Raw genomic sequence first — 14310 nt, forward strand, 5'->3', positions numbered from 1 at the left:
TAGCCCTTTATTTTTGTAATAAAAACATTTGATCAATTAAATTTTTATCATCAGTATATGAAACTTTTAATTCATCTAATTTTACTAAATCTTTTTTTCTTTCTTTATAAAGTTTCATAAAATCTGCTTTCCACATCAAATTTTTATTACCTTGGTACATCAAATCAGTATATTCCTTTGCATAATACTCAAATCCCCAAATATAAGAGTTTGTTACTCTATATATCTCATCAATTGCAAAATTTATATTATCAGGAGAGATATGAATCAAAACTCCACTTGTAAAAACTAAATCAAAATAAGCATCTTTAAAAGGTATATCTAATGCATCACCTTTTATTATATTTAAATTATCTGCTCTTTTTTTTGCAAAATTTATAGCTCTTTCTTGAATCTCTATTCCATAAAGATTTTTAAATCCCATACTTTGTAGATGCAATAATTGATTACCAATATTTGTACCTACTTCTAAGATTTTCGCATCTTTATTTATATTTTTTAAAAATCTATTATTTAAATCTGTTCTTGAAAGTGTATATCTATTTTCATAAAACTCATCTAAGTGTTTTGGAGTATAAATATTTCTTTGAAGATACTCTTTACCAAACTCATCTTCCCAAGTTTGTCTTTGAAAGTTTTTTTCCATAAAGTATTCCTAATAATTAAATCTATATTTTAAAAGCTTATAAATCTAGCTTAACTCTATCTGCAAACTTATAATCTTTTGTTGATTTTTGTCCAAGTAAATCTTTTAAATACTTAGGATGCAAACCAAAACCAGGTCTTACGCTTTTAATATTCTCTAGGGTAAATTCATCACCTTTTTTTATATCTTTTGAAACATATAAACTTCTTGAAAAAACTCTATTTTTAATCTTTTTTTCTGTCATTTCATAACTTACTTTTCCAAGTAATTTTTCAGTATCTTTTATACACTTAACCATGTGTTTAAACTCTTCTTTATCCATTGAAAACTCTAAATCAGGTCCACCAATACTTTTATCTAAAATAAAATGTTTCTCAATAACTTTTGCACCCAATGTTACAGCAACAACTGGTGCTGTTGAACCTATTGTATGATCAGAAAAACCAGAAATTACACCAAAAGTTTCTGCTAAGTTTGCAATTGTCTTCAAATTTGCATCTTCTAAAGCAGCAGGATAAGCACTTGTACACTTTAATAAGATTATCTCTTCATTTCCTACACTTCTACAAATATCAACAACATCTTGTATCTCTTGCAATGTGGCAATACCTGTTGAAATTATTATTGGTTTTTTTTGTTTTGCAGTATATTCTATTAATGCATAATCTGTTATTTCAAAAGAAGCTATTTTGTATGCACTTGGATTAAACTGTTTTAAAAAATCTACTGCACTTTTATCAAAGGGAGTTGAAAAAATATCAAGATCTAAACTTCTTGCATACTCAAATAGTTCTTTATGCCATTCCCATGGAGTATATGCCTCTTCATAAAGTTCATACAAAGTTTTATTATCCCATAAAGTACCACCTTTAATCACAAAATCCTCTCTATTTGAATTTAATGTTAAAGTATCAGCTGTATATGTTTGAAGTTTAATTGCATTTGCCCCAACCTCTTTTGCTGCTTTTATAGTATCAAGTGCATTTTGTAAACTACCATTATGATTTGCACTTAATTCAGCAATAATAAATGTTCCATCTTCTTTTAAATTAAAGTTTCCAATTTTCATATTAATCTCTTTTTTTCTCTATTTTAAAAATATAATCATACCTTGTAGAAGAGTTTATGATATTTTTATTAACATCAATTTGTTTATTAAAAAAACACTCTTTTAGTAGCAAATCATACTTTTTTGCTTTTTTTATAAAATCCTCTTTATTTATAAAATAGTGCTCTTTTACTCCTAAAATCATTTGCTTTTTAGAAAACAATGAAATAAATACTGTTTTTAAACTATTAAAAAAATATCTAAATCCTCTATTTTTTAAACCATAAAATAACCATTTAATTATTGAATTTCCATATGATTTATCTTTAAACTCATCAACAAAAGGCAATTCACCAATATAAATAGTTGCATTATTTTTTGAAACTCTACTTATTTCGTTTAAAGTTTTATCAACTTCTTCTTTGCTAAGTAATAATAAAACTCCATTTATAACAACTTTATCAAATTTATTATCACAAAAAGGAAGTTTAAAAGAAAACGCTTTTGAAATCTGAGTCTTATTTTTATACTCTTTAAAATTAATCTCTTTATTTACTTTTTCTATCTCTTCATTTGTTGGTAAAATACCTTCTAAAGTACAATTATTAAAGTTTTTTTCAACGATTTTAAAAAAAGTCAAATCACCACAACCAATATCTAAAATTGCTTCATTCTCTTGAATATTTAAACTATTGAAAATATTCATATTTACAAAATATGTTAAGTCAGCTCTTCCTTGCCTACCTGATAAAGAGTTTATATCCTTATCTTTTGCTCTTATTTTATATTCATGAAGAAAAGATTTTGCTTTAATTATTGACAAAATATCTTCCTTTTAATATTATCTGCTTTGAAGCTTCTAATCCCTCATTAAATAGTAAATCAAGTATTCCAAGTTGAGAAATAAAATTCTCTCCTATTTGATTGTAAGGAGGATGCTTATAATCTTGATAAAAAATGTCTATATTATTCTTTTTAAATTTTTCTAAATATTTATTTAAATACTCTTTTGAACCCAAAGCTGAGATGTACTCTTTGCAAGATTTATTTAAACAAATATTTAATATCAAATCACCTTTATTACCCTCTAGATTTTCTAAATTTGATGATTTACTAAAAGAAGTATTTATATCTAAAAGCTTTGAAACTTCCTTTATAAAATTGATATTATACTCACATAAATATTCAGTTTTATAAGAGAGTATATTCAAAATTTTCTCTTGTAATTCATTAAAATATTTTGTTTTTTTATAGTTTTTTAAAAGAAGAGTATTTATTTTTGAAATAAAATCATAGTTTTCAAAACTTATTCTTGTATCTTTTAAGATTGTTTCATCTCTTGATTTCTCTTTTTTAATAGGTAAAGAAAACATATACTCTTTATTATTTACTTTCAGTTTATTTCTAACTTGCCAACTTCTTCTTGCTAATTGAACTGTATCTAAAAAAACAAACTCATCAACATAATCAATTAAGTCAAAATATCCAAGCCATGGATTAAAAGTGGGTTGCATTATTGCTAATTTCAATTTATCACTCCCCACAAAATAATATCTGAATTAAAAACTAAAGTATTATCTTTTTGTAAATTTTGAAACTCATTATGAAAAATAAAATACTCTTTCAAATTTAAACTCTTTTTTAGCATTTCAATCAGTTCATATTCACTATAAAATTTATTTACACAAGAGGCTTCTGAAGTAATATCATAATCTTTTGGCATTAAATATGTATTTTCTCCTAAGTTTTCTCCTATTCCAAGTCTAAAATCTTTTAGTTCTCTACATCTTATAAAAAAAGAAGCACCTTTTTTTATATTGTTATTTAAAAGCATTATATTAAAAAACTCAAGAAGTTGCTCTTTTTTTATGTAATTTACAACATTTGGTAAAAGCAATACATCAATTTGTAAATCTTTATTTTTTTTTGCAAAATCAATCATTTCACATAAATAAAATTCAAATTTTGTATCTGTTTTTATTTTATTGAAATTATAGTTTGCATCTTCAATAGCACTTTCATTTATATCAACTCCCAATACTTCAAATCCATACTCATAAGCAAGAGTCAAATTATTTCCATTTCCACAGCCAAACTCTGCAAAAAGAAGATTTTCTTTACTAGAAAAACTATTTTTAAAAAAGTATTTTATAAAGTATTCATCTGGATACTTTAAACCTTTTATATCTTTTATTTTCATATAGACCTCTAAAAATATTATTAATTATTTTTTTATTATACTATTATTTACATCTTTTTTATTAATTTTTTTAATCTTTTTTTATTAAATTTTTTCATCACAAGATACTTTTTCTTTTTTAAATACTTATATATATTCTTTTGATTGCTTGCTGTTTTAATAGCAATAAAAGGTAATTGCATAAAATATACTTCATTTAAGATTACACTTGCACTAACTATTGCAAAACTGCTCTCTTTCATTAGCTTTGCTATATTATTTGTATCGATATAAAGTTTAATAAAATCTTTTTCTTTACAATACTGTTTTAATATATCCAAGTTGCTATTTGCACTTGTTGTTACTAAATTAACTTTGATATTTTTAAATTTTGACAAAACCTTGAGTATTTTAATATTGATATTACTATGATCTGTTCCGCCTATTGCTAAAAAAACTTTTGTTTTATTATTTTGCTTTAAATTCATATTTTTGTATTTATAAAACTCATCTCTTAGTAAAGTATATTTTACTCCACATCTTACTTCACAAAAATTTGGAACTAAGCTTTTATACTTTTTTTTATTTGCGCCTATATTATGATTTAATAAAATATCACAATAATGTTTTTCATAAGTATCATCTAAACACAAAATTTCAACATCTGTTTTTAATTTTATGCTCTTTTGTGATTTATATTTTATATCATAACTATCAATAATTAATAAATCAATTTTTAATTCTTTAATCTTTTTTATCAACTCTTCATTATTATTTGATTTTAAAATATGTACATCATAAGAATTTTTCAAAATCTTTTTATTTAAATTGCCTTTTAAATTTAAAGTTGCAAAACTTACATCATAGCCTTTATTTAAGTACTGTTTTGCTAAAACCAAACATCGCATAATATGACCATGTCCTATAGAAGATGAAGAGTCTGCTCTTATTAATACCTTTTTCATATTAGCTCTTTTTTTGTTCTACATGTTTATTTATTTCAAAAATATAAGGATTATTTTTTAATGTTAAAATCAATTTTTCATAAGAAAAGTTTTCATTATTGCCTAGTTTCTCATACAATTGCACTATTGCTTTATAATCATCTATTTCATCTAAAGTTATTCGATATTTTGAATCATTATTTTTATTTATTAAATATTTTATTTTTAATTTGTTTTTTATTGTTGTATGTAAATATGGTGTAACATGTTCTTTTTCATAATCTGTTTTTGCATTAAAAAATGCATTTTTTAATAATAAAAAAGAGAATACTTCACTATCTAAACCTCTTGGGAAACCACTATGTGCTCCTAAACTTACATAATCAGCCTTTGAAGTTTTATATAGTTTTATTGCTTGTTCTATTAAATTTGTATCAATAAAAGGACAATCACTTGTACATCTAATTACAATATCATCACTTTTTAAATTAAACTTTTTGCAAGCCTCATAATATCTACTTAATACATTATTTGTATCACCCTCATAATATTTTATATTGTGTTTTTCACATATTTTTACAATCTCTTTTTGTGTTCCATCATTTGTAGTTGCAATAATAATATTTTCTTTAAACTTTTCAAGCCTTTTTAACATTACTTCTAATACTGTTTTATTTGCAAGTGGTAATAGAACTTTTTTAGGAAGTCTTGTACTTGTAGTCCTTGCTTGAATAACTATTTTAAAACTCATTTTTTTCCAATAAAAACCAAGTCATATTTAGCCTTTTTCTAAAATTTCTATTATTGAATCTTGTACAAAATTTTGTTCTTTTTTACTTAGTTTTGGATAAATTGGCAAAGAAATTGCTTTTTTATAATAATCATCCATAAAAGGAGTATTTTCATTTCCATAACCTAAGTTTTTATAGTATGCTTGTTGGTTTATTGGAATATAGTGATATTGTAAAAAGATTCCTTTTTCTCTTAATTTTAAAAATAAATCTTTCTTAGAAATTTTATACTTTTCAAAATCAATTAAAACTACATAAAGATGATAAGAACTATCAAAAGTAAACTCATATAAAGGCTTTATAAATTCAAATTTTTTAAAAAATTTTTCATATCTATTTGCAATTTTTCTTCTTTTGTTTATAAATTTTTCAATTTTTTTCAATTGAGATAAACCCAATGCACAAGCAATATCAGTAAGTTTGTAGTTGTACCCTAAACTATTCATCTCATAATGCCATGGTGCTATATCAGATTTTAATTCTATTCCATGATTTCTTAACTGTAAAGCCATTTCATAAATCTTTTTATCATTTGTCAAGATAGCTCCACCCTCACCAGTTGTTAACTGTTTTACAGGATGAAATGAAAAAACAGAAATATCGCTATTTTTACAGCTCCCAGCTTTTATATTATTGTTAACAGCACCAATTGAATGGGCACAATCTTCTAAAATTTTAATATCATATTTTTCTCTTAAAAAAGCTAATTTCTTTTGATTTACGGGATTTCCTGAAAAGTGAACTACATATATAGCTTTTATATTTTTATTTTCTAAAAGAAGTTTTTCACATAAATCTAAGTTTATATTCCCATCTTCACAAATATCTACAAACACGGGCTTTGCTTTTGCATAAAGTATTGCATTTGAAGTTGCTAAAAATGAGTTTGGAGTAGTTAATACTAAGTCATTTTCATTTAATAAAAGTAAAGAGCTTATATGTAAAGCAGCAGTAGCATTTGAGACACAAACACAATATTTTGAGTTTGTATAAGAACATAGTGCTTTTTCAAACTCTTTTACTTTTGGTCCAGTAGTTAAAAAATCACTTTTTAATACTTTTACTACCTCTTTTATATCATCTTTTTGGATTGTTTGTTTTCCGTAATAAATTTTTTTCATTATATATCTTTATGAAACTTTTTTAAACTATTAACTTTATTTCTTATCAAGAAATTTCTTCCTATAAACATAATATAAACCTTAATATTTTTTATCTTTTTTCCAACAGAAACCATGAGATATCATCTTGTTGAAAATTATTGTCTCTATGATATGTAAAACCATAATCAACTAAGTGCAAATTTTCATACTTATCAAGTAATTCTCCTGCAAAATCTCTTTTAAATAATTTTCCCTCATGCCCTCTATAATTAACCTCAACAGGAGTAGGATTATAATACTCTGCTATTAAAATATATCTATTTGAAGCTTTATAAAGTTTCTCATATACCATATCTAAATACTTTGGATTAATATGAATAAGAACTGTTTTAATCAAAACAAGATCCCATGTTTTAGAAGTTTCAAACTCTAAGATGGATTCATGATAGATATTATTTACAAAATCTAGTTTTTTTAATTCTTCTACTGCTTGATTATTAATCTCTATTGCATTAATATCAATTTTATTAAAAAGTTTATCAAGGGCATGTAAATTTAAGCCTATATTTGCACCAAACTCTATAATAGAGGTAATATTTGAGCATTTTCTTATAATATTACTAAAAAAATTAATATTGTTTTTTATTAATTCTTTTCCATTTCTTTGAATATACTCTTTCCCCCACTCAGAAGAAGCCCAAAAGTTTTCTTGTTCAGTTTTATAATTCATACTGCTCCTTTTATTCTTTTACTTGTTTTTGTTTTACTGATTCATTTATTTTTGATATATAACTATTTTTTTCCAACATAGTAATTAAATCTTTGTAGCTAAAATCTGTTTGATTATTAAACTTTTTATACACCTCTTGTATAGCTTCATAATCTTTTTGTTCATCAAGAGTTAATCTATATGTTGAATTATCTTTATTCTCTTCAAAGCTTCCTATTTTATAACTATCTTTATGTGATAAATAAATATAAGGAGTTACATGCTCTTTTTCAAAATCTTCTTTTGCATTTATATACATATATTCTAATAATTCAAAACTAAAAACTTCCACATCTAAACCAACAGGAACAGTACGATTGATTCTATTAGAAACATAATCATAATCTCCATTAATATACATATCAATCACTTTTTCCATCATAGTACAATCAATTAGTGGACAATCAGAAGTAATTCTAACAATAATATCTTTTTTTGTAGCTGCAAACTCTTTTGCACTATGATAGTATCTTGAAAGGACATTATTAACACTTCCTTTTGAAACTTTAACATCAATTTTTTTACATAATTCAAGGATTGGGGTTTCACTTCCATCATCAGTAGTAGCAATAATTATATTATCTTTATACTTATTTAAACGCTCAATAACAACTTCTAAAACTGTTTTTCCACATAAAGGTAATAATACTTTTTTAGGCAATCTTGTAGATGTCATTCTTGCTTGAATTATAATAAATAAATTATTTTTCATCACTACTCAATAAAGAATAAAATAAAGAGTTATGCCATTTATTATCATACCAGTAAGTCTCTCTAAACTCACCCTCAAAGGTAAATCCTAAAGTATTAAAAAACTCTTTTTTTGCATTATCAATACTATATATTTCAGCCCAAAGTCTATGAAGATTTAAAACTGAAAAAGCATACTCTTGCATAATTTTAGCAGAATCAATGGCATAAACCTTATCAATATAAAGGTTATCATATCCTAAATAAATAGAAAAATCAGCACTTCTATTTACCCAGTCAATATAACATAATCCACAAGCTCCCATAAGCTCATTTGTTTCTAAATTAATAATAGAAAACATTTTATGAGCAGAGTTTTTATCAATAATAGATTCATACCACTTTTGCTGATTGATACTATTAATCTCATTTGTTTCTCTAAAAAATTTTCTTAATTCTGGATTGTTTCTCCATTGCATAAGTTTTGGAAGATCTTCTTTTTCAATGGCTCTTAATCCAACATGGTTTCCTTTAAGCATTTTTAATATCACTCCATTTTAATTCTGATCCTAATATCAAATCATTATTTAAAGTTTTTCCTAATATCTCATAAATATCACATGGTAATATTGCACCTTTAGGTGCAGGTCTTAAAGCTTCAATCATATCTTCTGTTATAGTTTCGCCAGCTTTTAAATCTTTACTTGCTCTTAAACATCTTCTTTGCAAGATATGAGTCTCTTTTTCATTATCTTCTACTTTTTTTATTGAATCACCAAGTGCATATTCAAGCTCTCTTGTTCTGTCAACCATCTCTTTCCAAGTTTTTGGATTCATAGAAAATTTATGATCAGGTCCTTCAAGATTATTATTATCTGTAAAATGCTTTTCTATTACCTTTGCCCCAAGTGCCACAGCTCCTAAAACTGTTGTATGACCTAAAGTATGATCAGATAAGCCCAATATAGCATTAGGAAACATTTGTGCATATGCCTTTAATACATTAAGTTGAATATACTTAAAGTTTTCATTATTTGCTGTGTAGTTAGTATTACATTGCATTAAAACTATATTTTTATTTATCTGTTTTATTTTAGCCATTAAATTGATTACTTCATCTATTTTTGAAGCTCCAGTGGCTACAAGAATAGGTTTTTGATATTGTGCCATTTTCATAACTATATCATGAAAAGTTATATCCCCTGAGCCAACTTTATAAGCAGGAACATATTTATTAATATCTTCAATCTCTTTTATATCATAAGGAGAAGTGAAAAAATCAATATTAGCTTTTTGGCAAGTCTCATATAGCGTTTGTGTCCAAGATAAAGGAACTTCTGCATCTTTATAAACATCATAAACTGATTTTTTCCAAGTTTTTTGATGGCTTGATTTTGAACCTAAATTTTTAAAACCATAATCACTTACAATAGTTTTTGCTTTAAAGTGTTGAAATTTTGCAGCATCTGCACCAGCTTCTTTAGCCATGTAAATTAACTCTTTTGCTTTTTCTAAATCTCCATCATGATTTGCTGCAATATCAGCTATAAAATATGTTTTAGAATTATGAGAGATTTCATTTTCTCCAATTTTAAATCTATTATTATTCATTTAATTTTCCTTTTAAGAAATCTTGATACAAAGAGTTTAAAGTATCATCTATACTTGGCATTTTCATTTTTAAGTCGTTTTCAATTTTGGAAACATCTAGCCCTAAGGTTAATGCTCTTTTTACTGAAACATTATTATTATCTATTTGACTTTTTTTTACATACTTAAAATCAAGATTAAATTTTTTTGCAGTTTTTAATCCAAAATCATACTTATTTATATGCTCAGAAGATGTTATATTATAAACTCCAATTAAATTATTATCATAACATTTCAATAAAATATTACCCAGTAAATTAGTACAAATAGGTGAAGTATAAAAGTTTGAATACAAATGAATACTCTCTTTATTTAGTAAACCATAAAGTAACCATTCAAAAAATGTTTTTGTTTTTTTCCCTCTAAATCCCAAAATATTTGTTCTTACTATTAAACTATTAGAATAAATTTTAGGTATCTCTTTTTCTGCTTCATATTTTGTTAAAGCATAATTATTCATTATTTGTACACTATCTTCTTCTGTATGCAGTTTTTTATTATCATTAAAATAGTGATCAGTAGATATATGTATATAATAAGAGTTATATTTTTTTGCTATATTTGCTAAACTTATAGCAATATCATAATTTGATAATCTAGCTAAAGAAATATCATTTTCACAATTTTCAAGATTTACTAAAGCAATGCAATTTATTACTATATCAGGTTTCCAGTTATCAAAATGACAGTTTACTTCTTCTTCTAGTTTAGAATAATCAATTACATAATTATTTGCTTCTTTTTTAGAAAAAACTCGAGAAAAAGATTTAATGTCATGATTTTTATACAGTTCACATAAAGTAGAACCCAATAAGCCTGTACTTCCAAAAATTGCAATTTTCATTTTAAAACCTATACATTTTTAATCAAATTTAAAAACTCTTCTTTATTAAGCCATTTATCATTATTTCCTGAATTATATTCAAAACCTTGGCTAACATGCGTTCCAACTTCTCCTAATTTATTTTCACTAAAGTTTGTAACATTTGTAAATTTTATTGTTGGAGTTATTACATAATGGTCATCAAACTCATATGTTAAATGGGAATCATCAGCTGGACACATTATTTCATGAAGTTTTTCACCTGGTCTAATTCCTACTATTTTATGAGGTAAAGTAGGTGCTAAGTATTTAGCTAAATCAACTATCTTAATTGATGGAATTTTAGGTACAAAAATCTCTCCACCATGCATTCTTTCAAAGTTTTTAAGTACGAAGTTCACTCCATTTTGTAGTGTAATTATAAACCTTGTCATTCTTTCATCTGTAATTGGAAGCTCTTTTGCATTTGAATTAATAAGTTTTTGAAAATAAGGAATAACAGAACCACGACTGCAAACAACATTTCCATATCTTACAACTGAAAATTTTGTATCTTGCTCGCCAACTAAATTATTTGCTGCTACAAAAAGTTTATCACTTGCAAGTTTTGTTGCACCATATAAATTCACAGGATTAGCTGCTTTATCAGTAGATAGTGCAATAACTTTTTTTACTTTATTTTCAATTGCTGCATCAATTACATTTTGTGCACCATTTATATTTGTTTTAATACACTCCATTGGATTATATTCTGCAATTGGCACATGCTTAAGTGCTGCTGCGTGTATCACATAATCAACATCTTTAAATGCTTTTTTTAATCTATCTGAATCTCGAACATCACCAATAAAATAACGCATACATTTATCATTGAATTCTTGTTCCATTTCATACTGCTTAAGTTCATCACGAGAATAGATTATAATCTTATTAGGTTTATACTTTTCCAAAATAGTTTTTGTGTATTTTTTACCAAAACTTCCAGTTCCGCCTGTTATTAAAATATTTTTTCCATTAAACATAATACAAACCTTAATTTTTTACTCTATTTTACTTAATATTTTCTTTATTATAGTTAATCTACTATCCAATTATTAAAATTAAATAAATTCAATAAAAAATCTTACAATTTGCAATAAAAATATGTAATTTATTTTTTTTTTGCTAAAATCACATATAAATAAAACGAAACTCTAAAATTAGGATAAATAATGGATGATAATCAAAAAAAGTCACTTGATTTAGCAATTAAGCAAATTGATAAAGCTTTTGGAAAAGGTACTTTAATTAGACTTGGAGATAAAGAAGTCGTACCAACAGAAGCGATTTCAACTGGTTCACTTGGACTTGATTTAGCATTAGGTGTAGGAGGACTTCCAAAAGGTAGAGTAATTGAAATCTATGGACCTGAAAGTTCAGGTAAAACAACTCTAACTTTACATGCAATAGCAGAGTGCCAAAAAGCAGGTGGAGTTTGTGCCTTTATTGATGCAGAACATGCACTAGATACAATATATGCAAGAAATCTTGGAGTTGATATTGATAACTTACTTGTTTCACAACCTGATTATGGAGAACAAGCTTTAGAGATTTTAGAAACAGTTGTAAGAAGTGGTGCTGTTAATCTAGTAGTAATTGACTCAGTAGCAGCTCTTACTCCAAAAGTAGAGATTGATGGAGATATGGACGACCAACAAGTAGGTGTTCAAGCAAGACTTATGAGTAAAGCTTTAAGAAAAATTACTAGTATAATGAACAAAATGGGAACAACAGTAATTTTTATTAACCAAATTAGAATGAAAATTGGAATGACAGGATATGGAAGTCCTGAAACTACAACTGGTGGAAATGCACTTAAATTCTACTCTTCTGTAAGATTAGATATTAGAAGAATTGCAACACTTAAACAAGCAGAAGAGAGTATAGGAAATAGAGCTAAAGTTAAAGTTGTAAAAAATAAAGTTGCACCTCCATTTAAAATAGCTGAATTTGATATTATGTTTGGAGAGGGTATTTCTAAAATGGGTGAGCTTATTGACTATGGTGTTAAACTTGATATTGTTGATAAAGCAGGAGCTTGGTTTAGTTATGGAGATTCAAAAATAGGTCAAGGAAAAGAGAATTCAAAACAGTTCTTAAAAGACAATCCTGAAATTGCAGCAGAAATTGAAGCAAAAATTCTACAAGCTATGGGATTAGATAGTAATATGCATGAAATTGAAACTACAGAAGAAGAAAAATAGAACTTTACTAAATTTTAAATATCAAAAAAGATAATCTTTTTTGATATTTTCTTTCATAAAACCTAACTTAAAACATCTTATAAAAGCAATTACCAATTAACTTTTTTGTATAATATTTAAAAATTTTGTAACTTAAATAGGAGAAACAGTGGTATATATTGATAATGTTTATGCTGATGAAGTTTTAGACTCAAGAGGAAATCCTACAGTAAGAGCGACAGTAATCTTAAGCGATGGAACAAAACAAAGTGCAATTGTTCCAAGTGGAGCTAGTACAGGAAAAAGAGAAGCCTTAGAGTTAAGAGATGGTGATGATAGATTTTTAGGAAAAGGTGTTTTAAAAGCTGTTGAAAATGTAAATACATTAATTGCTGATGAACTTATTGGTTTAAGCCCATTTAACCAAGCAGAAGTTGATGCAACAATGAAAGATATTGATGGAACAAATAACTACTCTAAACTAGGAGCAAATGCAGTTCTTGGAGTTTCTATGGCAAATGCAAGAGCAGCAGCAGCTTCTTTAAATATGCCTCTTTATAGATATTTAGGCGGAGCAAATGCTATGACTATGCCTGTACCTATGTTTAATATCATAAATGGTGGAGAGCATGCTAATAACTCTGTTGATTTTCAAGAGTATATGATTATGCCAATTGGATTTGAAAACTTCAATGATGGATTAAGAGCAGCATCAGAAGTTTATCATAATCTTAAAAAAATCATTGATGAGATGGGTGAAAGTACTGCTGTTGGTGATGAAGGTGGATTTGCTCCAAATTTAAAATCAAACGAAGAACCTATTCAAGTTATTATAAAAGCTGTTGAAAAAGCTGGTTATAAAATTGGTGAGCAAATAGCTATTGCTTTAGATGTTGCAGCTTCTGAATTAATCAATGATGAGGGAAAATATGTTCTTAAATCTGAGAATAAAGAGTTAACTTCTGATGAATTAGTAGAATACTATGCAGATTTATGTTCAAAATATCCAATTGTTTCAATTGAAGATGGACTAAGTGAAGATGACTGGGATGGTTGGAAAATATTAACGCAAAAATTAGGAGATAAAGTTCAATTAGTTGGTGATGATTTATTTGTTACAAATGCATCAATACTAAATGAAGGTATCTCTAAAAAAATTGCAAACTCAATATTAATAAAACCAAATCAAATTGGAAGTATTAGTGAAACAATGCTTACTATTAGATTAGCACAAAGAAACAACTATAATTGCGTAATGTCACATAGATCAGGTGAATCAGAAGATGCATTTATAGCAGACTTTGCAGTTGCATTAAATTGTGGTCAAATTAAAACAGGTGCAACTTCAAGAGGTGAAAGAAACGCTAAGTACAATAGATTATTGGAAATCGGTGCAGAAGTTGCTTATGCTGAATATTTAGGGAAAACTCCTTTTGTTAAATAAT

The 14310-nt window shown here is 26.0% G+C and carries 16 protein-coding genes; 2 read left to right on the forward strand and 14 right to left on the reverse strand.

From position 1 onward, the window contains the following. Window positions 1-7 precede the first annotated feature (7 nt). The 14 genes from AMRN_RS13255 to pseB all read right to left on the reverse strand — a co-directional run bounded on the left by AMRN_RS13255 (window position 8) and on the right by pseB (window position 11665). Window positions 8-646: a pseudaminic acid biosynthesis-associated methylase gene (locus AMRN_RS13255; protein WP_099309842.1), complete on the reverse strand. Its 639-nt coding sequence runs from the start codon at window positions 644-646 to the stop codon at window positions 8-10. A 37-nt stretch (window positions 647-683) separates the two neighbouring features. Further along, on the reverse strand, window positions 684-1715 hold the full coding sequence (gene pseI / locus AMRN_RS13260) for a pseudaminic acid synthase (protein ID WP_099309843.1): 1032 nt from the start codon (window positions 1713-1715) through the stop codon (window positions 684-686). A 1-nt stretch (window position 1716) separates the two neighbouring features. Beyond that, window positions 1717-2517, reverse strand: a complete 801-nt coding sequence (locus AMRN_RS13265; protein WP_099309844.1) for a class I SAM-dependent methyltransferase — start codon at window positions 2515-2517, stop codon at window positions 1717-1719. Continuing rightward, window positions 2504-3223: a WbqC family protein gene (locus AMRN_RS13270; RefSeq protein WP_099309845.1), complete on the reverse strand. Its 720-nt coding sequence runs from the start codon at window positions 3221-3223 to the stop codon at window positions 2504-2506. The genes AMRN_RS13265 and AMRN_RS13270 overlap by 14 nt, the downstream gene beginning before the upstream one ends. Beyond that, window positions 3220-3894 (reverse strand): class I SAM-dependent methyltransferase, encoded by a 675-nt coding sequence (locus tag AMRN_RS13275; protein ID WP_099309846.1) that lies wholly within the window; start codon window positions 3892-3894, stop codon window positions 3220-3222. The genes AMRN_RS13270 and AMRN_RS13275 overlap by 4 nt, the downstream gene beginning before the upstream one ends. A gap of 47 nt (window positions 3895-3941) precedes the next feature. Beyond that, on the reverse strand, window positions 3942-4838 hold the full coding sequence (pseG, locus tag AMRN_RS13280; RefSeq protein ID WP_099309847.1) for a UDP-2,4-diacetamido-2,4,6-trideoxy-beta-L-altropyranose hydrolase: 897 nt from the start codon (window positions 4836-4838) through the stop codon (window positions 3942-3944). A 1-nt stretch (window position 4839) separates the two neighbouring features. Then, window positions 4840-5568, reverse strand: a complete 729-nt coding sequence (locus AMRN_RS13285) for a cytidylyltransferase domain-containing protein (protein ID WP_099309848.1) — start codon at window positions 5566-5568, stop codon at window positions 4840-4842. 27 nt (window positions 5569-5595) lie between these two features. After that, window positions 5596-6729 (reverse strand): UDP-4-amino-4,6-dideoxy-N-acetyl-beta-L-altrosamine transaminase, encoded by a 1134-nt coding sequence (gene pseC / locus AMRN_RS13290; RefSeq protein WP_099309849.1) that lies wholly within the window; start codon window positions 6727-6729, stop codon window positions 5596-5598. A gap of 91 nt (window positions 6730-6820) precedes the next feature. Further along, window positions 6821-7441 (reverse strand): pseudaminic acid biosynthesis-associated methylase, encoded by a 621-nt coding sequence (locus AMRN_RS13295; protein WP_099309850.1) that lies wholly within the window; start codon window positions 7439-7441, stop codon window positions 6821-6823. Window positions 7442-7451: 10 nt separating this feature from the next. Next, window positions 7452-8192, reverse strand: coding sequence for a cytidylyltransferase domain-containing protein (locus AMRN_RS13300; RefSeq protein WP_099309851.1), 741 nt, complete (start codon window positions 8190-8192; stop codon window positions 7452-7454). Then, window positions 8182-8709: a GNAT family N-acetyltransferase gene (locus tag AMRN_RS13305; RefSeq protein WP_099309852.1), complete on the reverse strand. Its 528-nt coding sequence runs from the start codon at window positions 8707-8709 to the stop codon at window positions 8182-8184. The genes AMRN_RS13300 and AMRN_RS13305 overlap by 11 nt, the downstream gene beginning before the upstream one ends. After that, window positions 8702-9781 (reverse strand): N-acetylneuraminate synthase family protein, encoded by a 1080-nt coding sequence (locus AMRN_RS13310; protein WP_099309853.1) that lies wholly within the window; start codon window positions 9779-9781, stop codon window positions 8702-8704. The genes AMRN_RS13305 and AMRN_RS13310 overlap by 8 nt, the downstream gene beginning before the upstream one ends. Then, window positions 9774-10664 carry a dTDP-4-dehydrorhamnose reductase family protein gene (locus AMRN_RS13315; RefSeq protein ID WP_099309854.1) on the reverse strand — a complete coding sequence of 297 codons (891 nt, stop codon included), beginning with the start codon at window positions 10662-10664 and terminating at the stop codon, window positions 9774-9776. The genes AMRN_RS13310 and AMRN_RS13315 overlap by 8 nt, the downstream gene beginning before the upstream one ends. Window positions 10665-10672: 8 nt before the next feature. Next, window positions 10673-11665, reverse strand: a complete 993-nt coding sequence (gene pseB / locus AMRN_RS13320) for a UDP-N-acetylglucosamine 4,6-dehydratase (inverting) (RefSeq protein WP_099309855.1) — start codon at window positions 11663-11665, stop codon at window positions 10673-10675. A 189-nt stretch (window positions 11666-11854) separates the two neighbouring features. Here pseB and recA point away from each other — a divergent pair, with 189 nt between their 5' ends. Both recA and eno read left to right on the forward strand, forming a co-directional pair. Then, window positions 11855-12886: a recombinase RecA gene (gene recA, locus AMRN_RS13325; protein WP_099309856.1), complete on the forward strand. Its 1032-nt coding sequence runs from the start codon at window positions 11855-11857 to the stop codon at window positions 12884-12886. Between the two features lie 148 nt (window positions 12887-13034). After that, a complete protein-coding gene (gene eno, locus AMRN_RS13330; RefSeq protein WP_099309857.1) occupies window positions 13035-14309 on the forward strand; it encodes a phosphopyruvate hydratase in 1275 nt (424 codons plus the stop codon). The last annotated feature ends 1 nt before the right edge of the window (window position 14310 follow it).

Source organism: Malaciobacter marinus (assembly GCF_003544855.1).
GTDB classification, from domain to species: Bacteria; Campylobacterota; Campylobacteria; order Campylobacterales; family Arcobacteraceae; genus Malaciobacter; species Malaciobacter marinus.

Bases quoted from the DNA above. Each gene is read 5' to 3' on its own strand.
- AMRN_RS13255 (WP_099309842.1), bottom strand. From the start codon at position 646: ATGGAAAAAAACTTTCAAAGACAAACTTGGGAAGATGAGTTTGGTAAA.
- pseI (WP_099309843.1), bottom strand. From the start codon at position 1,715: ATGAAAATTGGAAACTTTAATTTAAAAGAAGATGGAACATTTATTATT.
- AMRN_RS13275 (WP_099309846.1), bottom strand. From the start codon at position 3,894: ATGAAAATAAAAGATATAAAAGGTTTAAAGTATCCAGATGAATACTTT.
- pseG (WP_099309847.1), bottom strand. From the start codon at position 4,838: ATGAAAAAGGTATTAATAAGAGCAGACTCTTCATCTTCTATAGGACAT.
- AMRN_RS13285 (WP_099309848.1), bottom strand. From the start codon at position 5,568: ATGAGTTTTAAAATAGTTATTCAAGCAAGGACTACAAGTACAAGACTT.
- pseC (WP_099309849.1), bottom strand. From the start codon at position 6,729: ATGAAAAAAATTTATTACGGAAAACAAACAATCCAAAAAGATGATATA.
- AMRN_RS13295 (WP_099309850.1), bottom strand. From the start codon at position 7,441: ATGAATTATAAAACTGAACAAGAAAACTTTTGGGCTTCTTCTGAGTGG.
- AMRN_RS13300 (WP_099309851.1), bottom strand. From the start codon at position 8,192: ATGAAAAATAATTTATTTATTATAATTCAAGCAAGAATGACATCTACA.
- AMRN_RS13305 (WP_099309852.1), bottom strand. From the start codon at position 8,709: ATGCTTAAAGGAAACCATGTTGGATTAAGAGCCATTGAAAAAGAAGAT.
- AMRN_RS13310 (WP_099309853.1), bottom strand. From the start codon at position 9,781: ATGAATAATAATAGATTTAAAATTGGAGAAAATGAAATCTCTCATAAT.
- AMRN_RS13315 (WP_099309854.1), bottom strand. From the start codon at position 10,664: ATGAAAATTGCAATTTTTGGAAGTACAGGCTTATTGGGTTCTACTTTA.
- pseB (WP_099309855.1), bottom strand. From the start codon at position 11,665: ATGTTTAATGGAAAAAATATTTTAATAACAGGCGGAACTGGAAGTTTT.
- recA (WP_099309856.1), top strand. From the start codon at position 11,855: ATGGATGATAATCAAAAAAAGTCACTTGATTTAGCAATTAAGCAAATT.